15 protein-coding genes are annotated in these 23,491 nt (G+C 51.7%); 1 reads left to right on the top strand and 14 read right to left on the bottom strand.

From position 1 onward, the window contains the following. Nucleotides 1-12: 12 nt before the first annotated feature. The 5 genes from EYZ66_RS05510 to EYZ66_RS05490 all read right to left on the bottom strand — a co-directional run bounded on the left by EYZ66_RS05510 (nucleotide 13) and on the right by EYZ66_RS05490 (nucleotide 6,260). Nucleotides 13-2,076: a hydantoinase/oxoprolinase family protein gene (locus EYZ66_RS05510; protein WP_009576594.1), complete on the bottom strand. Its 2,064-nt coding sequence runs from the start codon at nucleotides 2,074-2,076 to the stop codon at nucleotides 13-15. 12 nt (nucleotides 2,077-2,088) lie between these two features. After that, complete coding sequence (locus EYZ66_RS05505) at nucleotides 2,089-3,006, bottom strand: hydroxymethylglutaryl-CoA lyase (RefSeq protein WP_009576593.1); 918 nt, start codon at nucleotides 3,004-3,006, stop codon at nucleotides 2,089-2,091. Further along, nucleotides 3,003-4,196, bottom strand: a complete 1,194-nt coding sequence (locus tag EYZ66_RS05500; RefSeq protein ID WP_009576592.1) for a CaiB/BaiF CoA transferase family protein — start codon at nucleotides 4,194-4,196, stop codon at nucleotides 3,003-3,005. The genes EYZ66_RS05505 and EYZ66_RS05500 overlap by 4 nt, the downstream gene beginning before the upstream one ends. 223 nt (nucleotides 4,197-4,419) lie before the next feature. Further along, a complete protein-coding gene (locus EYZ66_RS05495; protein WP_009576591.1) occupies nucleotides 4,420-5,367 on the bottom strand; it encodes an SDR family NAD(P)-dependent oxidoreductase in 948 nt (315 codons plus the stop codon). Nucleotides 5,368-5,441: 74 nt separating this feature from the next. Next, a complete protein-coding gene (locus tag EYZ66_RS05490; protein ID WP_009576590.1) occupies nucleotides 5,442-6,260 on the bottom strand; it encodes a Sir2 family NAD-dependent protein deacetylase in 819 nt (272 codons plus the stop codon). An 83-nt stretch (nucleotides 6,261-6,343) separates the two neighbouring features. Between EYZ66_RS05490 and EYZ66_RS05485 the strand changes: the two genes are divergently transcribed. Beyond that, nucleotides 6,344-7,234 carry a TIGR01777 family oxidoreductase gene (locus EYZ66_RS05485; RefSeq protein WP_009576589.1) on the top strand — a complete coding sequence of 297 codons (891 nt, stop codon included), beginning with the start codon at nucleotides 6,344-6,346 and terminating at the stop codon, nucleotides 7,232-7,234. 111 nt (nucleotides 7,235-7,345) lie between these two features. Here EYZ66_RS05485 and EYZ66_RS05480 read toward each other — a convergent pair whose 3' ends face one another. The 9 genes from EYZ66_RS05480 to EYZ66_RS05440 form a co-directional block, all read right to left on the bottom strand. Next, nucleotides 7,346-10,156: a hypothetical protein gene (locus tag EYZ66_RS05480; protein WP_244948417.1), complete on the bottom strand. Its 2,811-nt coding sequence runs from the start codon at nucleotides 10,154-10,156 to the stop codon at nucleotides 7,346-7,348. 41 nt (nucleotides 10,157-10,197) lie between these two features. Further along, nucleotides 10,198-13,365, bottom strand: a complete 3,168-nt coding sequence (locus EYZ66_RS05475; RefSeq protein ID WP_009574664.1) for a TonB-dependent receptor domain-containing protein — start codon at nucleotides 13,363-13,365, stop codon at nucleotides 10,198-10,200. 237 nt (nucleotides 13,366-13,602) lie between these two features. Further along, entirely contained in the window at nucleotides 13,603-14,412 is an 810-nt protein-coding gene (locus EYZ66_RS05470) for a UDP-2,3-diacylglucosamine diphosphatase (RefSeq protein WP_009574665.1), read from the bottom strand. Beyond that, the gene (gene olsF / locus EYZ66_RS05465) at nucleotides 14,402-16,129 is read right to left on the bottom strand and encodes a bifunctional ornithine lipid synthase OlsF (protein WP_009574666.1); all 1,728 of its coding nucleotides are present in this window, start codon (nucleotides 16,127-16,129) and stop codon (nucleotides 14,402-14,404) included. The genes EYZ66_RS05470 and olsF overlap by 11 nt, the downstream gene beginning before the upstream one ends. Nucleotides 16,130-16,132: 3 nt before the next feature. Then, entirely contained in the window at nucleotides 16,133-16,330 is a 198-nt protein-coding gene (locus tag EYZ66_RS05460; protein WP_009574667.1) for a hypothetical protein, read from the bottom strand. Between the two features lie 93 nt (nucleotides 16,331-16,423). Next, complete coding sequence (locus EYZ66_RS05455) at nucleotides 16,424-16,879, bottom strand: YaiI/YqxD family protein (RefSeq protein WP_009574668.1); 456 nt, start codon at nucleotides 16,877-16,879, stop codon at nucleotides 16,424-16,426. A gap of 14 nt (nucleotides 16,880-16,893) precedes the next feature. After that, the gene (locus EYZ66_RS05450) at nucleotides 16,894-18,417 is read right to left on the bottom strand and encodes a BCCT family transporter (protein ID WP_009574669.1); all 1,524 of its coding nucleotides are present in this window, start codon (nucleotides 18,415-18,417) and stop codon (nucleotides 16,894-16,896) included. Nucleotides 18,418-18,433: 16 nt separating this feature from the next. Then, nucleotides 18,434-20,440, bottom strand: coding sequence for a tetratricopeptide repeat-containing sulfotransferase family protein (locus tag EYZ66_RS05445; RefSeq protein ID WP_009574670.1), 2,007 nt, complete (start codon nucleotides 20,438-20,440; stop codon nucleotides 18,434-18,436). A 98-nt stretch (nucleotides 20,441-20,538) separates the two neighbouring features. Beyond that, nucleotides 20,539-23,220: a TonB-dependent receptor gene (locus tag EYZ66_RS05440; RefSeq protein WP_009574671.1), complete on the bottom strand. Its 2,682-nt coding sequence runs from the start codon at nucleotides 23,218-23,220 to the stop codon at nucleotides 20,539-20,541. Nucleotides 23,221-23,491: the final 271 nt, after the last annotated feature.

Here is a 23,491-nt window from a genome sequence, read left to right as displayed (position 1 = left end):
TCACACTCCCCTTTACGCTTGAATGGGTTCAATCAGTAAATTACCTACAAGGTCTGTGCGGGCTTGGAAACCCGGCAAAATCAGCGTTGTAGAGTCCATTTCAGTAACAATGGCAGGACCAGAAACAGTCAGGCCAGAGTGCAACTTATAACGTTCGTAAATGGTTGCGTCGTACCAATTACCTTCGAAGTAGATGCGCGTTTCGTGAATCGCACAGTCTTGCAGCGTGGCCGAAGTATCTTCTTGCCGTTTGATTTCAAGGTTCTGTGCCTGCGACGCAACGACCGCGCGAATCATGACAATCTCGTGGCCATCGCCCAACTTAAAGGTGAACAACTTCTCGTGCTCGTCATCGAACACGTCGGTGATAACGCTCAAGCCTTTCTCAACCAAACTATCGTTGTCAAAATCAACGCTAATTTGGAACGCTTGACCGACATAGCGCACATCTGCTTGGTAGGTAACAACCAACTGATCTTCCGCTATACCGTCAGCCAATAACGCTTGCGCTGCGCGATCTTTTAATGCGGCCAAATCAGATGCGAGTTGGTCTTTAGAAATCTCGCTGGCCAATGCACCATAACTTCTTGCCGCTTCGTCTTGCAGCTGAGTGGTCGCATCTCCGTAAGCGCATAGAACACCGGGGCCGGGCGGTACAATGACAGGGAACGAGTTAACCAAACGTCCCAGCGCGTTGGCGTGCAGTGGACCGGCACCACCAAAACCGACCAGGCTAAAGTCTCGCGGATCATAGCCTTGTTCCACAGAGACCAAGCGCAATGCGCCAAACATCGCCTCGTTGGCGATACGGATAATACCTTCGGCAGCCTCCATGACATCAATACCCAGGGCATCCGCTACTTTTTGCACCGCCGCAATGGCTGCATCTCGGTTAATCGCCATGGCGCCACCGAGTTGCGCGTCACTGGGCAAATAACCTAACACCACGTTGGCGTCACATACTGTTGGCAACTCTCCGCCTTTCATGTACGCCGCGGGCCCAGGGACCGCGCCCGCCGACTCAGGGCCCACACGCAGCGCTTTGGTTAACTCGGCAACAAAGGCGATTGAGCCACCGCCTGCCCCGATTGTTCTCACGTCGACCGAGGGCGCACGTACGCGCACGTCACCAACAATGGTCTCGCGTCGAATATTAGTTTTCGCATCTTGAATCAGGGCGACGTCGGTAGATGTCCCCCCCATATCAAAGGTCAGTAGGTTCTTGTAGCCAGCCTGTTCGCAGAAGAACAAGGCGCCCGCCACACCACCCGCAGGACCTGACATCAATATATTTACCGGTGAATCGGCAGTCGCTCGTGAAGACGCCAAACCGCCGTCAGAGCGCAAGATCGATAACTGTGTGTCACCGCCCAAACGCTCTTCTAGGGACGTTTGCAGGTTATTCAAGTAGCGCGACACTTCGGGGCGTACATAAGAGTTCACCACGGTGGTTTCAGTGCGCTCGTACTCCTGCATTTCGGGCACCACATCCGATGAAATCGAAATGGGAATATCAGTGAAAAACTCAGCCGCGATTTCAGCAGCGCGGCGCTCGTGTTCACTGTTAACGTAAGCATTGATAAAACAAATCGTCAGTGCTTCGACTTGATTCTTGGCAGCCAAAGCCGACAGCTGAGTGCGCAAAGCATCTTCATCAAGTGGTGTTGATACCGAGCCATCAGCGTCGATGCGCTCAACTGCACCAATCGTTAGCTCTAGCGGCGCAAGCAAGGGCTTTTTAACGAAGCTTACCCAGCCGCCTAAGCCGCCCGGGCAGAAGCTGCGAGCAACCTGCAAGGTATGCTCATAACCAGAAGTGGTAATCAGACCTACCTTCGCACCTTTACCGGTTAATACCGCATTGGTCGCCACCGTCGTGCCATGCATGACGAACTTAATGTCCGCAGGGTTAATGCCAGATTCGTCACAAATTTTTGCGACGCCATTTAACACCCCAATCGAGGAGTCCTCGGGGGTCGAAGGCACCTTTGCGGTGAACGTTTGCCCTGTCTCCTCATTCATGAGCAGAAAATCGGTAAATGTGCCCCCGACGTCTACACCTAAGCGATAGGTCATGCCTAGTCTCCTTTATTGTCCGACTACTTTGTCTAAATGATTACTCAACCAATAATGCGCACGTCCGCCTTTGGCCGTGCCCGTTAACTCTTTGACCAAATCGACTGCCGCCATCAACGCGGAAAAATCGATACCCGTGCTAAAACCCGCCTGCTGGCATAACAAAGCCACATCTTCTGTTGCAACGTTGCCTGAAGCTCCGGGTGCAAAGGGACACCCCCCTAACCCGCCGATGGATGTATCAAAATGTCGCACGCCAGACTGTAGGGCCGCATAGGTGTTGGCGAGCCCCATGGCACGCGTATCGTGAAAGTGGCAGGCGACGCGATCGGCGCTGATACCCAGCAACAAATCGCGAAGTAATGCTTCTACTGCGAACGGGTTTGCTGCCCCAATCGTATCGGCAATCACAATGCGTTGAGCACCCCAATCTGCGAGACGTTTTGATAGGCTAATGACCTGCTCTGGATCGACCACACCCTCAAATGGACACTCGAAGGCCACTGCCACATACGCGTTGACTTTAACGCCGTCAGCCACCGCCGATTCAATAATGCCCTGCGATGCCGCCATAATCTCTGCGGTGCTCATATTGATATTTTTACGATTCATCGTGTCAGTAGACGAGACCACCACGTTGACTTCTTTGCACCCCGACGCGAGCGCGAGCTCGTAGCCCTTTCGGTTTGGCACCAAGGCATTTAACGCAACCCCTGTGTTATTTGCCAACGCGTGGCGCAAAACCTGATCGGTTCCGGCCATCTGCGGTACCGCCTTGGGCGAGACAAAACTTCCAATCTCAACACTGGAAACACCGGTCGTTGCAAGTTGATCAAACAAACGGCAGCGCTCGTCAACGCTCAGGTGCTTCGACTGCGCCTGAAGGCCATCTCGCAGCCCGACCTCATTAATGTGGACTTGCGGGATCATCGAATGGCTCCCGCGACCCTTAAGGTCTGTATACGTTCTTCGTCGTATCCGATCTTCTGAAGCACGGCATCCGTATCGGCACCCAAGGCAGGAGCCGGCGCGTAAGCGTCCTTGTGCCGAGATAGCTTGATGGGGTTACCCGGTCCTTTCACCGATTGTCCCTGATCGTTGTAGAGATCCACCACCATATTGCGATGCAGTACCTGCTCGTCGCTAAGTGCTTGCTCAAAATTGTTGACCCTCGCACAGGGGATGCGCTGCGCTTCGAACAACTTGAGCCAGTGCTCGGTAGGGTGCTTGACTAGAATTTCATTCAAGCGCGCCTCGATAAACTGCTTGTCTTCTAGACGCCCCGGTTGGCCTTGGTATTTTTCGTTGCGAAACTCGGGCACATCCAGAACCTCAACTAATGCCTCCCAAAACTTATCGAAAATGACCGCGATAATGATGTGTCCATTCGCTGTCTTGAAACTGTTGTATGGAACATGCACAAAATGACTGTTACCGATAGGCTCGGGATTCTTACCGGACATGAAGTACATCGTTGCCATGTAGTTCAACAGCGAGATTTGGGCGTCTAACATCGAAATATCGACGTGCTGCCCCACGCCTTTTTGATCGCGCTCACGCAGTGCGGCCAGCACACCCATGACAGCGAACATTCCACCGCCCAAGTCGCCGATCGGGATCCCTGCGCGCATCGGCGTGTCTTTATCCAAGCCCGTAATAGACATTCCGCCGCCGAGCGCCTGCACAACCTGATCAAAGGCCGTGCGGCGATACTGCGGCCCATCGCTGCCAAACCCAGAGATCGAACAGGTAATAATGTTGGGATTGACCTGGGATAAATGCGCGTAATCGATCTTCAGTTTTGTGGTGACATCCGCGGCAAAATTGTCCAGAACAACGTCGGCCTCACGAACCATATCGTAAAAGACTTCGAGGCCTTGGCTGGATTTTAAATCGATAGCCACACTCTTTTTGTTTCGATTTAACGTAATGAAGTACGCACCTTGATCGCCGAGCGAATAGTCTGGATCTGACTGCAGCAACTTGCGAGTCCCCTCGCCGGCTAGAGGCTCCACTTTGATCGTCTCGGCGCCCAGGTCGGCCAAAATCATACCCGCGTACGGGCCCGATAACATGTGGGTCAAATCGATAATTGTTACGCCTTCTAAAGCGGTCGCCATAACTTCCTCGTCATTAACAAATTTTGAACGCGCACAGCGCTCGCTATTCGTTTTGTTGGCAGTTTCTGTGCCAATCTTTGCGAAGGTAGGCAAAATAATAAAAAGTCATTCAAAATCATGCTGTTGCCGACGGTCTCACATCTGCTGCGAAGCGCCCGGCTAAAAACGGACAGTGACCGACCGAGCCTTTTTGTTTCAAGTTGAAATTTTACACGCATAAATTTCAACTTGAAACAAATTCACTAACAAATGAAAGTAATGCACGACGATCGGTCGGTCGCTCTTGAGACTTCTTATTCAAGTAATATCGCCGCGCCTGACGGTCGAGAAACAAACACCCGCTCACACCTTCAAGATCATCATCTGCCGCCATCCAAACAATGGTGTCTGCCCCCTCTTCTGGCGATCGCAAAATCCATTGCGTGATGCGCCGAAAGGTGGGTAAGGCCGACTGCACTCCTGGTGTATCCGCCCAGCCGGGGTGCATGGTATTGATAAACACCCCGTGCTTGGCCCACTCCTCATGCCACTCTTGTGTCACAATCGACAGCGCCCGCTTTGCCTGCGCGTAAACAGCGGGGCCATCGTAGCGATGCGCAAATCCCGATCGCAGCCATGACATCGATAATCGTTGGGTATACATACCACCCGATACAACATTCACAACCCGAGCTGACCCAGCTGCTTGCAGTAGCGGTTTGAGGCCCTGCATCAATATCACTGGACTCAATAGCAACAAGGATGTGCTCTGCTCGATACCCTCTGCAGTTTCGGCGCGAGCGTTAAACAGTGCACCTGCATTGTTAATCAACACGTCAACAGGCCTGTTTTGTGCGACAAGTGCATCAATGACACGTCGAGTATCGGCAAGCAACGCCAAATCAGCGATAAGCACCTGACAACTGCTGGCCCCTAGACTCTCGCATTCTTGCTGAAGCGCCTGCCCTCTTGCCGGATCGCGGACCACCAATGTCAAGTTGGCACCAGCGACCGCGAGACTTTTTGCGGTCGACAAACCAAGCCCCGACGTCGCACCCGTGAGTACAATGTGTTTATCGGTAGACCATGACTGCCGAGTGAATCGCTTTTTCGCTTTTCTGTACCCAGGACCTGTAAAGTCCCAAATTTCACCGATCAGAGATTGTCGAAATGGCTTAGTAAAATTACTCATGTCTGTTTGCTTCCCCGAAAGACGTATTTAGCGTACCTATTTAATAACTACGCTATCAGGAGCCGTTCAGGCCACTAACTTGTCAAAAGCGCATCCAAATACTCAGTAAATTCCTCGGCGGTTTGGTTGAAGCGGACCGTGGCAATACTGTCGGCACGCGTTGGTCCGGGATTTACAATCGCTAAAGCACCCCCGTATTCGACCGTAAGTCGACACAAACGATACCCCGAATAAACCTTGAGCGAGCTTCCCAACACAACCAAAACACCCGCTTCCCGGGCCAGTGCTTGAGTGCGCTCAGAAATCAGTTTCGGGATATTGCCACCGAAAAACACCACATCGGGCATCATAACCCCGCCACAATACGGGCACGCGGGTACGGTGACTGTATGGATGATTTCATCGGGCAAGTCGGCGTCACCATCGGGTAATTGGTCGGCCCGTAAATTTTTGAGCTGTGGATTGGCTCGCGCTAGCTCAAGCTGCCAGTGGTCTCGATGCATAGGCGCCGAACACTGCAAACAGAGCACTCGATCGAGGCGGCCATGAATATCAATAGCGCGGTCAAACCCGGCTTTTTGATGCAATCGATCGACGTTTTGGGTGATGAGCTCAGGCAAGAATTCGTGCTGATGCCAAAGGGCTAAGCGCCTGTGCGTTTGGGTGGGCTGCGCGCGCGAGGTGAGCGGCCAACCGACAAATGAGCGAGCCCAGTATCGTTGCCGCATACTTGAAGATTGCCGGAACTGTGTATCCGTAATCGGCGTGCTACGGGCCCACTCACCGTCCTGAGTACGGTATGTGGGTATGCCTGCGCCGACACTAATGCCGGCACCCGTCAAAAACAGAGCCCGCCTTTGGCGCATATGTTCAGCAATTTCAATGAGAGTCATGATCGCTTATACGAGTGAAAGGTAAAACCCGATGATAAGTCCAAGCAACACTGGCTGACGTAACAACCGCGGGAGGAAAACACATGCACATTCTACTTACTGGCGGTACTGGCTTTATCGGGCAAGCATTAGTACCCCACCTACAAGCCATGGGGCACACGCTGACGATCTTCAGTCGGCAACGCCATTCAGAGTCTTCCGCGGTAAAGTTCATTCAACACCTCGATGACCTGACCCAGGCGGAACCCATCGACACGGTGATTAATCTCGCCGGAGAATCGCTCGCGGGTGCACGCTGGACAAAACGCTACAAGCAAAAATTGAGGGCCAGCCGCATTGATCTAACCCAAAACCTCGTTCACACCTTGCAGCGATCGGACCACCGACCGAAGCACTTTATCAGCGGTAGCGCTATCGGCTGGTACGGTGATTGTGGCGAGCAAAAAGTCGATGAAAGCCACCCAGCGGGGTCCGGTTTTGGGGCTGAGTTATGTAAAGACTGGGAGACGGCAGCACTTGCCGCGCAGGACGCACTGGGCTCGACTGTAACCGTCCTGCGTATCGGCGTTGTGCTGGACAAAAACGGCGGTGCCTTCCCGCAACTATTTACGCCGTTCCGTTTTGGCCTTGCGAATTGGCCAGGATCCGGTGACCAGTACCTCAGCTGGATACACCGCTCAGATCTGGTTGCGGCGATTGCTTTTCTACTTAAACATCCGCTGGAAGGTGCCGTGAACCTCACTGCGCCCGAGCCTACAACCTACAAAATGTTGGCACAAGAAATATCAAAACTCCGAAAAACCTGGGTAACAATGCCAGCTCCGGCGTTTGCGATGCGGTTAGCGCTAGGCGAAATGGCCGATGAACTGCTCCTCAACGGACAACGTGTGCTGCCGACCAAGCTCGCGGCAAATGGCTTTGCGTTTCATTACCCAACAATCGATAAAACCTTGCAGGCCATACTGACCCAATAATCTTAGTCTGAGGCTAACCTCATGCGATCGTGAAAATTTAAAACGGCATGACGGAGCAAAAGGCAAAAAAAAACCCCGAGCAAGCTCGGGGTTTTTAATTCAGCGTGCGACTTACAAAGTGCCCGGAAGAACCCAGCCAGCCCACCATGGATCTGAACCGTCAGGATCAACAGCACCGATATAATCAGTTGCATCAAGATAGTCTGGATCCGCTACTGATTCTGCGAAAGCACCGTTAATCGCAGTCCAATCAAGTGGAGCCGCTAAAAGTGCTTCAGGCGCAAGGGACTCGTAGAGCGACCCAAGAGCAGCCGGTACAACCTTCACAGACGTTGTATCGAAGTTGACGTTGGCGCTCGACAACGTGCCTTGATCGCCCTCACCGACACCACAGTCTTGGATCCAGTTGTTAATCACCAGTGCCGTACCAACAAGCGCCTCTGAGTCTGCACCACCCACGTTGATACAAGTCGTCAGCGGAGTTTCATTCGTAGCAGCCACCGTCACTACCGTGTTATGGAAGAAACCACCAGAACCCGCCTTGAAGTTTAGGATATAGTTGTCATCTGCAGCTTTTTTGTCGGCAACGATGGTAACGTTCGCTAACGTAGGCTTGGACAAGAACAAGTTAGTACCTTGCGTATCCATCTCGAACGCTTCACCCGAGCCGTTAGGCGACTGTTTCACGATGATGTACTGGAGGTTACCTTGGTAGCCTTCGTCCCAATCAACGCTATCATCCAGGTTGTTAGTAAACACACCGTGCTTCACGTTGACCGTACCGCCGTAGAACTCGATGCCGTCGTCAGAGTTACCCTGAACTTGGATGTAATCGATTTCAGTACCGTTACCCACACCCACTAAAGAGATACCGTTAATTTCATTGCCCGGCGCAAACTCATAGCCACCCTCAGCGACAATAACGTAGCGCAAAGTGCCGCTGTCATCGGCTGGATCGTAGCCACCCGCAAAGCCTGACTCACCCTCAGAGTCGATGTTACACACCGCGCCACCTTCAGCACACTCATTGTGCGGTGCATACCCGTGAAGGATTAAGCCACCCCACTCACCAGCGCCATCGTAGCCTTCATCGTCAGAGCTGAAGATAATCGGCGCAGATTTAGTACCCAGCGCTTCGATTTTGCTGCCGCGAGTCACGACTAAGTTAGCGAACGTGCCGGTCTTGCCTTTGATCTCTACACCTGGCTCGATCGTCAAAGTGACGTTGGCCACGGGTGTGCCGCCGGCTAAAGCGCCGTCTGCTTGAATTTCTTCATTACCGTTACCCACAGTGACGCGGCCAACCATCAAGTATTCAACACCAGCATTTAAGGTCAAATCCGAACCAATGTTGGCTGGCAACTGACATACGCCAGTGCTGACTTCAGTGGTACCCGCAGGACATGTCGGCTCGGCAATTTCAGGAACACCCAAGGTGCCTTCGACAGTCCAACCCGCCCACCAAACGTTAGTGCCACTTGGGCTAACCGCGCCGATGAAGGGAACGGAATCCAAGAAGTCCGGATTCGCGGTTGACTCAGGCAATGCAGCATTTATTGCATTCCAGTCAGTCGCGGTAATCACAGCCTCTGGTGCCTGAGACGCTAAGTTCGCATCGAGATCGGCGAATACCGCGTTAATGGTACCGTTATCCAAACCGTTCACGTTCGCCAAGGTACCTCGGTCACCCAAGCCTGCTGCACAGTCTTGGATCCAGTTGTTCAGCACGAGCGCGCTGCCGACCAGTGCTTCGGCATCTGCACCGCTCACGTTCACACAGCGCGTTAAAGGCGTGGCATTGTCAGCTGCAACAGTCACAACAGTGTTGTGGAAAAAGCCGCCTGAACCCGCTTTGAAGTTCAAGATGTACTCGTCGTCAGCGGCTTTTTTATCGGCGATGATCGTCACGTTCGATAAAGTAGGCTTTGACAAGAATAGATTCGTGCCTTGCGTATCCATCTCGAACGCTTCACCCGACCCATTGGGTGACTGTTTAACGATGATGTACTGCAAGTTGCCCTGATAGCCTTCGTCCCAGTCAACCGAATCGTCTAAGTTGTTGGTAAACACGCCGTACTTCAAGTTAACGGTACCGCCGTAAAACTCGATACCGTCATCTGAGTTGCCTTCGACCTGGATATACTCCATGGTGGTGCCGGCTCCCACACCGACCAACGAGATACCGTTGATTTCGTTACCGGGTGCGAACTCGTAACCACCTTCGGCAACGACAACGTACTTAAGGACACCACTGTTGTCATTGGCGTTATAGCCGCCTGCGAAACCCGATTCACCCTCGGAGTCAATGTTACAGACCGTTCCACCATCGGCACATTCGTTGTGAGGACCAAAACCATGAATGATTAGACCGCCCCACTCGCCAGCACCCGTCATTCCAGCATCGTCGGAGCTAAATACGATGGGCTTATCGGCAGTACCCGCTGCCATAATTTTCGAGCCACGAGTAATCACTAAATTCGCAAAGGTGCCCGCCTCACCGTAGATGTTGACACCGGGCTCAATCGTCAGCGTCACATTCTGAAGCGAGGAGCCATCAGCCAACGTAGTGCTGTCAGAAAGCTCACCGTTACCGTTACCGACCGTCACGCGGCCCGTCATCAAGTAATCAACACCAGCGACCAAAGTAGCGTCAGCACTGATCGAGCTTGGAAGCACACATTGACCGTTGGCGGCCTCGGTTGTGAACGCAGGACACTCAACAACAGGGTCAGTCGTACCGCCAGTATCGGTACCCGTGTCGGTATTCGTATTCGTGGTTGTCGTGTTGTTGCTGTTGACCACATCGTTGCTTGAAGTCGGCGCATCGATGTTAATAGTCGCGCTATCCCCCTCCGAGCAGCCTTGTAGCCCACCTAGAGCGCCTAGCGTGATTAACGCCGCGGCAAGTTGCTTTCTCATCATTACACTCCTCATTGGTTTTCACCCTTTCGCACTGCGTGCATTTAAAATTTCCAGTCGATACCGACCGATAAAGACATACCTTTCTCGTACGCTTGGAAGGTTTGCCCACCCTGCGTATATTCGTATTCACTGTTCAGGATATTGCTGAGTTTTGCTTTCAAGGTGCCTTGCTCGGCAAACTCCCAGCGATAAACAAGATTCAAGTCCAAACGGGGCTCATAGATCACATCCGGCGCGCCTGATACACCGACGTCGGCAATGGACTCGCCGCTTTGGTTTAACAGCAAGGTCACCTGCTGCCCACTGGCGAAGTCGTCGTAGCCAATCACTAAGTTCGCGGTATATTCGGGCTGCCCTTGCAATGCGCGACCCGTAGCACCGCTACCGAAGGTGACTTCTGACTCAATCAAGGCAGTGTTAAACGAGATGAAGATCGAGTCGTCGTAGTCATCGCCTAACATAAACTCTTTACGACCTTCGATCTCGATACCGTAGAGCTCGGCACTGTCTGAGTTAGTAAACGTTCGTGAGTTGCCAGCCGTACCTGATGCAGGCTGCACTACGCGCTCGATGGGCTTATCGAAATCTTTGTAAAACAAGGCAACCGATAAACTGTCTTGCTCATCGAAGTACCATTCCCAGCGCAAGTCAGCATTCATAATGGTCGAGATTTGCAGGAAGGGGTTACCGCGCACACGGAAGTTAAATTCGGTGTCGTAGAATGTTGCGTTCGCCGCTTCTTTGAAGTCTGGTCGAGCCACGGTCTCCGATACAGCAAAGCGCAACTGGTGCGAATCGTTGATAAACCAGTTAAGGCCAAAGCCGGGTAGCACCGAGGACTCGTCGATTAAGGACTCCACCGGAGCCTGAGTACCTTGCAGCGAGAAGGTCTTGGTGGTTTGCTTATAAGTCTCGTAACGCGCACCTACGAGCACCTGCCACGAGGTGTTAAAGGTGTGGTCATACGAGAAGTAAACGCTGTTGTAATCCAGTTCCGCATCATAGCTGTCACTGGCAAGCGTCTTATCGACAAAGACGAACCCATCATTCGGGTTGTCGGCGATGGTATCTAGCTCGGGAGAAACGCCTGCGACCAAAACCTCAGACACAAGAATATTGTCGGTATTGAGCAGATCGTCACGAGCTTGGTTGATATTAAAGCCGTAGGTTTTCGACTCTGAATCACGCTCGCGATAGATGCTTTGTGCACCGAATTGCAGCGAGGAGAACGCTTCACCGTCATCAAAAATATCCCAGGTAAAATCCAGAGTACCGTCGAAGTTCGCATCGGTGAGCTCATCGTAGCGCTTGAAGGTCGTTCCGGGCTCGACGAAGAAGCCGGTAAGAGCGACCGCCTGCTGATCGTTGAGTCGGTCAAACGCAAATCCCGCCTTGAGCTCGGCGGCATTTGTTTGTGACTGTGACGCTCTAAACTCTGACTCACGGCGCTCGGGAGCATCTCGACGCGCTTGGCTGGCGGTGAACTGCCAGTCCAAAAACAAGGACCCGCCCTCGTTCAAAGTGTGAGTTCCCAAAAACTGTTGCGAGATGAACTGACGCTCAACCCACTCGATCGTTTGCTTGTACACTGCCTGGCGCTCGTCACCTTCTTCCCCGACCGAACGCTCGACAGCGCTTTCTGTGACTCGAGAAATTAGGGTGTTACTCTCGATGGTGTTGTCGCCAAAGTTCCAGCCCACGGCAAGCAAACCGCTGAACTCAATTTCGTTCTTGATACTTTGGTATTTAAAATTGTCGAGAATTTCGCCCGTGGGGGTATAGCTATTGCGAATACCGTTGTCGCGCTGAGTCCAGCTGTTCGAGAAATTGGCTGCTGCGAAGTAACCGAGCTCGTGATCGCCTAGATAGAAGATATCACCATAGTCGGCACCCACATCGACATCAGGCTGAGCTGTGGCCATTTCTAGGTCAAAGTTGTCTTTTAATATCGTTGCTCCCAAGCGGCGCAACTCGCCTTCGATAGACTCGTTAATCTCGAAGGTCGTACCGTTTTTCGTATCTTCGACAACACCCAAATTTAGAATCTGAGTAATGGCTTTTAGTGTGGCTGACTCAGGACGCTCGGTAGGATCCCAGCCGATAAAGTCAAAAGAGTTATCAACTGGGTCATGGGCCACATCACTGCCCATCAAACCAAAGACGCCGCCCGTTCCAAACGACACGCTTCCACCCGGTTCATCAGGGAAGGTCTTGGTATTAATGACCAGATTACCGCCGGTCGATTCACCGGGCATAAAACCTAAGAAGGTCTTCTTGATATCGAGCTGATTGACAAAACTGCTGGGAAACAAGTCGAGCGGGACAGTTCGCTTAGATGGGTCGGTACTGGGAAGCGTCGATCCATTTAAGGTCGACGTAATGTAGCGACCGCCTAAGCCACGAATGAAAATAAATTTGTCGTCTTGAACCGAAATACCGGGCACGCGAACCACTGCTGCCGCGACATCTGCATCCGAAAAACGAACCAATAACTCGTTATCCATCGTGTCAACAATGCTGGCCGTGTCGCGCTCGGAGACTTCCATACCGGCCGGGTTGAATGTACCCAACACCACGACCTCTTCGATGGAGGGCATCGCAATTTCGAACCCGCCTTCTTCACCGGGCAAATCAAAATTTACGGCACGCGTCACACCGCCTAGCACGCGCAACTCTCGCTTATCATCACCGTATTTGACCGTTACGGGGCCCCGAGGAACGTCGACCTCGGCACGCCCCTGCATATTGGTCGATACCGCGCCAACGCCCGACACCATCACAATCTGATTGGCAGCAGGCTTAACGCCCTTGCGAACCCGAATCTGGAGCTTACCTTTGGCGACATCGCGCTTTTCAGCCGCACTTTCAACGGCTGAAAACACGTCTAAGAAGTGAGTTAACTCGTCGCCGTTCAAGGTGACCACTAAATCGGCCAGCTGCCCTGCACCGGAGGGAAACCGAACCACTTTTTCCTTGCCATCAACACGAATCACCAGAACGTGACCACCGGCGTCTAAATCAGCCACTAAACTGCCATCGGATTTGGTGCTGCCTACCGTGTCGCCATTGAGTACGATTTCGACACCGGCTAACGCACCATCTTCATCGTAGGCTTGAACGACAAGCTCATTATCCGCCACAGCCGACGTCGCGAGTGCCGCTAGAGCAAGCGACAAAGCCGATCGACGAAACGCAGACAAATTATTCATTTTCACCCCATCCATTTACTGTGTGAGGGAAGCGCAGACAGGCTCCCAGTCATGCGCCCATCGTAGTGGGGAATTGCGACAATACTGTGACGTGAACTGCTTTTTTTCACCTTACAAACAATCGCACAGACATTGTGTAACATCCTGTTTTTAAACAATTTGTCGACTTGAATGCTGCTCGAATTGTGACAATACGGTGACAAGTCACGAAAAAAGATGACAAGGTGACAGTCCGACCTATGACCCGACAGTCACCGCAGATTGAGTGCGGCGTTCAACATCGCCCCCGTGTAACTCAGCGGCAAACGCGAGATGAAGCAGATGAAATTCACCATCAAAATCCTGCACTAAGGCAGTGCAGTTCTCTACCCAATCGCCATCGTTATAGTAGGTTACGTCGTCCTGATGTAGCATCGACGGGTAGTGAAGATGACCGCAAATCAAGCCATCCACGCCTTGCCGCTTAGCATGTTCAAAGCCCGCATGCTGGTAGGCCTTAATAGCGGCGTCCGCCTGCGCCACATTTGTCTTGACCCACTTTGCCAATGACCAGTAAGACAATCCTAAACGGCCTCTTATAAGGTTGACCCAGCGGTTAACAGCCATTAATCCATCGTAGGCAATGTCGCCTACCCAACGATTCATTCGTGAGTACCGAACCGCAAAATCCAACTCATCACCATGCATAATCAAGAGTGTTTTGCCTGCCTCTGTCTCAAATCGGACTTCGCGGGCTATATGAATCAAGCCAAACTCCGCACCGCAAAACTCGCGAAAATTCGCGTCGTGGTTACCCGGTATATAGGTGACTTTGACGCCCTTCTTGGCCATCGACAAAATTTTACGCAACACATTGTTGTGGCTTTGCGGCCAGTGCACCCGTTTGTGCATGGCCCAAACGTCGACGATATCACCAACCAAAAACAACTGTTCACATCGCAGTCGCTTTAAAAACGCGAGCAGTTGCTCGGCCTTGCAGTGACGGCTGCCCAAGTGAACATCTGAAATAAACACCGTTTTGTAGTGATAGTCATATTTAGGACTCACGTGAAGTGTCCTTTTTCATGTAGCGCTTGCGTCGACTATCCTTCAAGTAAGTTAAATCGACCACGACCAGACCATCAATACAGTCTTTGAATTTGGGGTCTACATTAAAGCCACTAAAACCCACACCTCCGACTTCGGCTACCTCGGTGTAATACTTATACAAAGGTGGTAAGGCACAACTGCGGTCTTTCAAAAACCGTTTTAGTACCTTGAAGTCTTTTTTGTAGTCCCCGTTTTCGAGCACAGGGTGACTCGAAGATCCCGAAGCCAAGTGGCCATAATACGGGTTAACTGGCGTAGCATTTGGCCACAGCGGTGGAAAATAGTGGCTATAGAACAACACCAAAGCCTGTAAACAGTCGCACCCCAAGTCTTTGCTGACGGACACAGGACCATAAAGCAGCTTGATGTGAGGCCTTTGGATCAACAATGCACCGATACCGCTCCAAAGCTCATCAAGTGAATAGCGATCGCGGTAGGCATACTGAATAAAACTGCGACCCAACTCTAGGCTTCGCTTAAGCTCTCTGTGTCGAACGCCACTCAGATTGAATAAGTTATTGGCGTACAAGCCCTGCAGACCCTGTGTAGGCAGGACCTTAGATAGATCTGCCACCCGATACCCGCCAGCGACCTGGCGCTCGAGCGGGTCCCACAATAGCAAGTGCTCGTAGTGGTAATCGTAAGCATCGATATCACGCGGCAACCCAGTCCCCTCACCTAAGGCTCTGAAACTCAATTCTCTAAGACGTCCCAGCTCTCGGATCAAACAATCACCCGGGGTAGCCCGATACAAACGGATTTCACGACCTCTGGGCGTTGTGCCAATAAGCTCACAGCTCGCTATTTCGCGAGCCAGCAGCACACGATTCTCTGCTGCCCCGATAGTTTGTTCGCCTTGAAACAAGGGTTTTTTGCCCTTTGCCAGACGATACACATGGCGTTTAAACCGCTGCGCAGTCACCTTTTTAGGCTCGGTTCGATTGTAGTGCTCCACAGGGATCAACTGACCCACCCGAGCATCCACGGTTCTGTGGCACTGCTTAAACATTTCGCGCACCAACCACAGCGTTGCCAGAGGTTTAGCCAAAAACGAGAGGCTGTAAAAAAACACCGAATTTCGGCCCGCGACAAAAATCGGCAAAATTGGCGATTTCGTTGAACGAGCGATTTTCAGAAAGCCACTCTGCCACTCGCCGTCACGAACACCTTGCGGACTGAAACGGGACACTTCACCCGCGGGAAAAATAATGACCGCTCCGTCGGTCTCTAAGTGCGCCTTGATATTCTTTAAATTCGCTTTTGGCGTATTGCCGTCCATATTATTCACCGGCAACAGCAGTGGCTGCAGAGGCTCTATCGCCAAGAGTAAATCGTTTGCCACCACCTTAACGTCTGGGCGAACATCGGCAATCAGTTTCAGCAGCGCCAAGCCATCGAGCGATCCAATGGGATGATTAGCAACAACGACAACTCGCCCCTCACTGGGAATTCGGTCACGCTCGTCATCCCGAGTCCTCAACGAGAAATCGAAAAATCGCAACACCGACTCGACAAAGTCCAAGCCCCGAGAATGCGGATGCTCTTGCTCAAAATGCTGCAATCGGGACTCGTGAAATAAAAAACCCAAAAACCTTAACAGAACCGGCCCGATTCGCGTGTGACGCTCGAAAAACTCAGGAAAACGGGCCTCTAACGCCGACCTAACATTCAACATCGTCTAGATACCCTGCGAATCTAAACCCAATTCAATGCGTTGCCACAATGATTGATGCGCGGTCTTAATTTGGCTTGGGCGGTACTGAGACTCTAACGTTTTGATCTTACCCCCTGTGGCAAGAAAGCGCTGAACCTCCTGATTTAATTGATCCCGTAACCGTTGCTTTTCGTGTCTTTTGTCTTTTTGCTGCAGTTCCATCGACCCACCCTCAGAGATTGGATGGGAACAGTGTCTTTTGATCGTATGTCAATTCCGCGACACAGCAATGAAAATTTAGTGACAAACGATTCGTCAAAGTCTCGCTAAAAAACGGTCCAACGCATTAGCGAAGTTAGCGCGATCACGCTGTGACAGGGGCGGAGGCCCGCCGGTTTGAACACCTGAACTGCGCATCGTATCCATAAAATCTCGGAGATTCAGGCGGCTTTTAATATTGGCTTTAGTCAGCTCTTCGCCGCGCATGTTAATCACCAAAGCGCCAGCGGTAATGGCTTGATCAGCCAGAGGGATGTCGTTACTGATCAGCAATTCGCCGGCGGAGATTTGCTCGGCAATGTAGTCGTCGGCCACATCAAAACCGCTGCTGACCTGAACAAACGATGAATAGCTGGTAATGGGTATACCCAAATTATGATTGGCGACAAAGATGGCTTTGACGGCGACGCGTTTCGCGGCCTTCAAAATTATTTCACGCAATGCTTTTGGGCATGCATCAGCATCTACCCATATCCTCGCCGATTGACCCATAGACTCTATTACACTTAGCGCTCTGCTAGTAACTCGCGGGTCATTCTGGGCGCGACCCAGAGCGAGGTCAACAAAATTAACGACACGGGCACCGCGGTGATCACAATAAATGACTGCAGTGCCGACACCCCTCCTGCACCAATCACCACTAAAACCATGGCCACCAAACCCATCAGTACGCCCCAAAATACGCGCAAAGCGGTACTTGGGTGTTCGTGTCCAGTCATGGCCATAGACACCGCATAGGTCATAGAGTCACCCGTCGTCGCGACGAAAATTGTCGTCAGCACCAAAAACAACAGCGAGACGACAAATCCATTGGGTAGCTGCTGTGTGATTGCCAATAAAGCGGCCGGTAAATTAAAACCCTCGAAGGCCTCGCTCACGGAGCCTGGATTCGTAATTTCGTAGCCAATACCGGCGCCGCCAATAATGGTGAACCACACAGTTGTCACTAAGGGGGCTAAAACGCTCAATACTAGGACCAGCTCGCGAATCGTGCGGCCCTTCGAGATGCGCGCCATAAAAATAGCCATCATGGGGCCGTAACCAATGAACCAACCCCAGAAAAACACCGTCCAGCCCTCGAGCCAAACCTCATCTGAACGATAGGTCGCCATGCCGACAAAGTCACTGACATAAACACCCAAACTTTGCACGTATTGGTCGCTAATAAAGGTCGTGGGGCCAAGCAGCAACACGTAAGCCATTAAACACACCCCAAGCACCACGTTAATGCTACTGAGTATTTGAATTCCTCGGGTCAAGCCAGAAATGGCTGATATCGTATACAACCCCATCAAGGCCAAAACAATCAAAATTTGGGTCACAACGGTATCCTCAAACCCAAATAAGGCCGCTAGGCTGTAGCTCATTTGCAAACCCAAAAACCCGATGGGCCCGACCGTACCGGCAATGACTGCGATCACTGCAAATGCATCAACCGCACCGCCCAGCCAGCCGTTTAACACCCTGTCGCCCAAGACGGGGTACAGCAGGGTTCGCGGCTTTAGGGGTAATCCTTTGTGATAATGCAGGTGCATCAAAGTAATGGTTGATAGGCTACCCAGTATGGTCCAAGCCAAAAACCCCCAGTGCATAAAGCTTTGCGCAAGCGCCGCTGAGGCTGCCTGAGAAGACCCCGCTTCCACATCGAAATACGGCGGACTGTTCAGAAAGTGCGCGACAGGCTCGGCAGCCGCCCAAAACACGCCGCCACCAGCCAATAGGGTGCACATGATGATGGCCACCCACTTGAAGTTGCTCAGTTCTGGCACTTTACCGCCCAGACGCAAGGGCCCTGCGCGCCCCATGGCCAATAGCATGGCAACAAGGAAAGTCGCCAGCATAAGCAGCTGCCAAAACGCACCAAACATTAAAGAAGACCAATGTGCACCGCCTCGCACCCAAAGAGCCAGGGTATCAATATCAATCAGCGCAATAACAACGAAGAACAATAAAAAGCCCGCGCTGATAAAAAACACCGGTCGATCCACGCTATTCAACAAACCAGTATCACGCGCACTAAGATTCTTCATTGCGACCTCTTTGTCGTTAAATTGGATAGCGCTGCAATACTGGGCCCAGCGCCGTCTTTAAAGGCTCCAAATAAGGCTCGAAATGGCGCCATTGATCCACGCCAGCGCGGTAAATGGGCTGCCGCACTTGCTCGGAGCTTGGGGTTCGCACGGAACGTTTCGTCTTGTAAAACTCGACACAGGCTGGCTCAAATTCCAAGCCACAAAAATCTAAGATTCGCCGCACCTGTGACTCGAGATCGTCGACCACATCCTCGTACTGAACGCGCAAAACAAACCCGGGGATCGCCTGATCCCAATGATCCATCAACTCCACGTAATCGCGATAGTACTGACCAATTTCGGTCAAGCCGTAGGTAAACTCCTGCCCTTCGGCGAACAATTGCTTATAACCACTAAAACAGCAGGCCATTGGATGTCGTCTAGCGTCAATCACCTTAGCATTGGGCAGTATCGTTTTAATTAAACCAATATGGCGAAAGTTATTGGGCATTTTATCAATAAAATACGGTGCCCCGGCCCGGTGAATTTGGGTCTCGGCAATATACTGCTCACCCAACAGGCGCGCCTGATCAGGTTCTAAGTCGCGCAACACTCTCGGATACTGAGGCTCGTCATAGACCATACGTCGACCATCAAGCTTATGCGCAATGGCAGGAATATTCTGTAATTCCAAGGTCCCGTCGACCTGTGAGTGAGACGCCAAAATTTGCTCGAGCAAGGTCGAACCTGCGCGAGGCAAGCCCACAATGAATATCGGGGCAGGATCGCCACACCCTGAACCCACTATTTTGCGGAAGTACTCGGCATCACAATGCACTTGCTGTAACTTCAATTGTTGTGTCATACGATCGGCGTCATAGGCCGCATCCACACGCTTCAACTCATTACCTCGTTGATACCAGTAAGCGGCTTCTTCGAAACGCTCAGAGTCTTCACACGCCTTACCCAAAGCGAAGCACAAATGAATACGATCATCCGTATTGATCGTTGACGCACCCTCCTCGGTCAGCATTTGCTGTAACTCTGCATCGCTAAAGCGATAAGTTTTTAAATTCGCCAAACTCCAGTAAGCATCACCAAACTCTGGACTCGCTTTATAGGCCTTCCGATAGGCCTCAATTGCCTCGTCTATTCGCCCAATCGTTTTGAGCGCGTGTCCGCGTAATAGCTGCAGTGGAGCGCTGTTAGGAACTCGCATCGCAATATCATCATACACATCCAGCGCCTCTTCGAAGCGCCCGACTGCCACTAATTGATTAGCAACCGACGTGCGATAACGATCATTGCTAGGCTCTTGAGCCAAAAGCGTTTGGGCTTGCTCCAACGACTGCGCGTATTTTTGTCGCTGGTGTAAGACGTTAATGTAATCAAAGCGCGCAAAGGGATTCTCGGGTTCGAATACCAGCGCGCTTTCCAATAAAAATTCAGCATCGTCCAGAATGCTTAATTTCACCCCGATGTCGGCCAACAACCGCATGCCCTCGACGTGCTTTGGGTTTTGCTTCAGAAACGTGCGGCACAAGCTTTCCGCTTTAAGCAACTTCCCTTCAGCGAGAAAATTTCGAACCCCCAGCAAAGCACCGGGTAAGGCGCTGAGGCGTCGATACTGCTCTTCGGCATCTTTGCGTAAATTCAGGTCACCAATCTTCGTCGCCAAATCAATAAGCTGGCGCCATGCCGAAACAAGAGAATCATTGCGCCGAACCGCATCAAGATAAGAGCCAATCGCCTCTTGAACGCGACCTTGGGCTAGGTGCAGGTGTCCATACTCCTGATACGCTCTTCCAAAGCTTGGGTCTATGTCAAGACACTGCTGCAACGAGCGCGACGCCGCCTCAGCTTGCTGAGTATAGCGTTGGCATACGGCTAAAAAGTACCAAGCTTCGTGCTCTGCAGGTGCTTCGGCTACCAACTCTTGTAGGAGCTCGATCGCCACAGTGAAGTTGTTCGCCTTCATGGCCTCTTTGGCTTGCTCCATCGCGGCATCAATATGTTCTTGTGTGGCTTTATTGTCAGCCATTAAAACTCCGTTACCTCTATTTTTTTGTCAGGCCACATCGCTATGGCCTGACGAAAAAAGGCGGGCCAAGCCCGCCTGTATCAGTCACGCCTTACGCACTAAAACTCATACTTAATGCGTAAACCAATCGTTCTTGGACGGTTTGTCGTTGTTCGCTCGATGAAGTCCTGACGGTTGATATGCAGTTCCGCGCGCTCATCGCTTAGGTTGCGAACATAGAGCTCAGCGCCCCAGCCGTCTGGGCTATTCAACCCGACTGAACCGTTAAAAATGGCATAAGAGTCTTGGTAGGTATTGGGCTCCTCCGGTGTATCGACGATCGAGTTCAAGGCTTCGTCAGCATACTTACCGCTCAGCTGCCAATAAGCATCCATACCCGCCGCCATTGTCCAAGTGTATCTGGCACGTAAATTACCCTGGAACTCAGGTGTGAGAGGCAGAGGATTCCCTTCGTCTTGAACCACGATCGCAAACCCCGGGTCAACAGAGGTAAGCTCTGTGTCGTTATAAGAGGCGGCGCCGTAGATCGTCAGGTTTTCAGTAAGAGCCCACGCGAAATCAACTTCCATCCCTTGAATCTCGGCGTCACCACCGTTGTCGACAACCGTCAAGACTGAGATATTCTGCGAGTCAAATTGGCTCACTTGAATGTCTTTCCAATCAATCCAATAGACCGTGCCGTTAATTCGAAGCAGACCATCTTGCAAGGTTGCTTTCCAGCCAAACTCGAGATTTTCTACCGTGTCCGATTCAAACACGTAGGGCAGACAATAGCCCGGAAATCCAGTAGCAGCATTTGAGTTAATCGCCACATCGGTACCACACTGCAAGCCCGTATCCGTCAGATTATTCGCGGAGGCGCTGTACTGCCCGCCCTTCTGTGCGGCCGCGCGGTTAAAACCACCCGGACGATAGCCCTCAGACATGGTCGCATACAGCAAAATGTCCGGCGTTGCCTCGTAGCTCAACGTCACCTTGGTAATGGTGTCGTCAGTCTTTAGCGGCTGGAGCTCAGCGAAGTTAACTTCATACTCGCGACCGCCAGTCAGAGCTGGACGAATATCATTGGTGGGATCGGCATCATCTATAAACAGGGGCTGGTTGCCATAGCGCCAAGCGCCATAACCGGTAAAACCATACTCTAAATCGTAATATCGCGCCGATACGGCTAGGCTCAATTGCTCGGTTATGTCGAAAGCGATCTCACCGAAAAACGCAATCTGTTCTTCCGTGCGGGTATTGTCGTTTCGAAATTGCGTCGCGTCCGTAACAAGACCTCGCGCATTCGCTTCCGAGTTGTCAAAGGTAGACGAGGAGTTAATATCAATGGGCGCCCAACCATTTGCGATCGGTGCACCGTAGTTGAAATTCCCGATGTGCAGGATTTCTGAGTCTTCATAGTAAACGCCCGCCAAGAACGTAGTCCGGTCGTTGATATCACCACTCACTCGTAGTTCGCTCGTAAACCGTGTCTGCTCATTGTCAATCTTGGCACTATTAACGGGGGTGCTGCACTCGATAACACCTGTGTTTCCGCGAATAGTCGGATCCCACGTGTACGCAGTGGTGTAGCCGTTACTTAAACCGTGGTAGTACGAACCCACAAGATATTCGCACTGGTAGCCTGCAATAAATTTACCGATGTTAGTGTAACCGGTGTAGTCAATCTTGGCATGTACCTCACGCTCTAGGTAAGCACCCGTATAAATAACATCCAGGTCGCCCAGGCGACCCTCGAGCGTCCAAGCCGCTTGATCAAACGTATCTTCTAGCGAGTCCTCGCTGAAGCGACTGACATTTAAGTCACCCTTCTCTGGGTCGTAATCAAACACGCCATCCGTCTTTAACGTTTGTGTCGTGAATTGTGCCAATGCCGACCAGTCATCGTTGATGTAATACTTCACACCTAATCGAGCCCCAGCATAAGACACGTCGTTAAAGTCATCTTCAACGAGTGCGCTGTTGCTCGCGACTTCCTTTATGACAGGAATCGTTACACCACCGGCTCCCACAGTTGTACCGTTAGCGAACACAGTACCTTCTGGGTAGAACACGCTGCTACCTGGAAACGCAATGTTTACGTTCTCGTTGGCTTGAAACGTCCCCGCGACATTATCGATATAACCGCCGCGGTTATCAGAGTAAAACGCACCGCGAATAGCGAGCTTATTGTCGATCAAGGGAATATTGATCATCGCTTCGACTTTGCTGCTGTCCTCGCCCTTGGCCGTCTGCGAATACTCCGCCGACACGTTGCCCTCAAATTCGGCAACATTGGGCTTGTTGGTGATCAAGCGAACGGTGCCGGCCTGTGAGCTAGCACCATACAGAGTACCTTGTGGCCCGGGCAAAACCTCGATGCGCTCCATGTCAGAGATGTATACATCGAGGTTACGGCCACCAGCCGTAATGGGCTGTTCATCGAGGTACATCGCCACGTTAGGCGCTGAGCCCTGAGACTCGGCCACAGTAATATTAATCGCATCGACCGCGGCACCGCGAATATAGACTTCGTTCTGTCCAGGGCCACGTCCACCCATATTAACGCTGGGTAATTGTGCGACGTAGTCTTCAAAGTTGGTTACGTTTTGCTCGCGAAGCGCCTGGCCAGACATCGCTTGCACAGCAATTGCGACGTCCTGCATGCTTTCGGACTTTTTGGTCGCAGTGACAATCACTTCCTCAAGCATTTGCGCCTGCGTCAGCGCCGAGTGTGCACTCAAGGCACTGGCCGCAACAACAGAGACAACCGCTCGGTTGATGATTTTCTTTTGAAACATAGATTGCTCCCTTAGCATTTCTGTTTGTGTCGTCTTGACGCTTAAATTCTTTGCGATCGTAGTGGCCAAGACCTAGCCCGATCGACGGATAGTCGTCGACCAGCGTGCTATACCCTACTGAAATTTTACTTTAAGGTCAAAGTAGTTTTGATTTAAGAAGCCCCCGAAACGATACAAAACACAAACAGCCCGCCCTATTAAATCGATCTTAAACAGCAACTTATCGCTATGAATGGAAAAATATCCGACAAAGACTCGAAGGCAACTAATT

Origin of the sequence: Aequoribacter fuscus, from assembly GCF_009910365.1 — a bacterium.
Lineage (GTDB): Bacteria > Pseudomonadota > Gammaproteobacteria > Pseudomonadales > Halieaceae > Aequoribacter > Aequoribacter fuscus.
Note: the sequence above shows the minus strand (reverse complement) of the source record. Positions and strands in the feature narration are given on the sequence as shown.

Coding starts and splice junctions, on each gene's coding strand:
- EYZ66_RS05510 (WP_009576594.1), bottom strand. CDS start 2,076: ATGACCTATCGCTTAGGTGTAGACGTCGGGGGCACATTTACCGATTTT.
- EYZ66_RS05505 (WP_009576593.1), bottom strand. CDS start 3,006: ATGATCCCGCAAGTCCACATTAATGAGGTCGGGCTGCGAGATGGCCTT.
- EYZ66_RS05500 (WP_009576592.1), bottom strand. CDS start 4,196: ATGGCGACCGCTTTAGAAGGCGTAACAATTATCGATTTGACCCACATG.
- EYZ66_RS05495 (WP_009576591.1), bottom strand. CDS start 5,367: ATGAGTAATTTTACTAAGCCATTTCGACAATCTCTGATCGGTGAAATT.
- EYZ66_RS05490 (WP_009576590.1), bottom strand. CDS start 6,260: ATGACTCTCATTGAAATTGCTGAACATATGCGCCAAAGGCGGGCTCTG.
- EYZ66_RS05485 (WP_009576589.1), top strand. CDS start 6,344: ATGCACATTCTACTTACTGGCGGTACTGGCTTTATCGGGCAAGCATTA.
- EYZ66_RS05480 (WP_244948417.1), bottom strand. CDS start 10,156: ATGATGAGAAAGCAACTTGCCGCGGCGTTAATCACGCTAGGCGCTCTA.
- EYZ66_RS05475 (WP_009574664.1), bottom strand. CDS start 13,365: ATGAATAATTTGTCTGCGTTTCGTCGATCGGCTTTGTCGCTTGCTCTA.
- olsF (WP_009574666.1), bottom strand. CDS start 16,129: ATGTTGAATGTTAGGTCGGCGTTAGAGGCCCGTTTTCCTGAGTTTTTC.
- EYZ66_RS05460 (WP_009574667.1), bottom strand. CDS start 16,330: ATGGAACTGCAGCAAAAAGACAAAAGACACGAAAAGCAACGGTTACGG.
- EYZ66_RS05455 (WP_009574668.1), bottom strand. CDS start 16,879: ATGGGTCAATCGGCGAGGATATGGGTAGATGCTGATGCATGCCCAAAA.
- EYZ66_RS05450 (WP_009574669.1), bottom strand. CDS start 18,417: ATGAAGAATCTTAGTGCGCGTGATACTGGTTTGTTGAATAGCGTGGAT.
- EYZ66_RS05445 (WP_009574670.1), bottom strand. CDS start 20,440: ATGGCTGACAATAAAGCCACACAAGAACATATTGATGCCGCGATGGAG.
- EYZ66_RS05440 (WP_009574671.1), bottom strand. CDS start 23,220: ATGTTTCAAAAGAAAATCATCAACCGAGCGGTTGTCTCTGTTGTTGCG.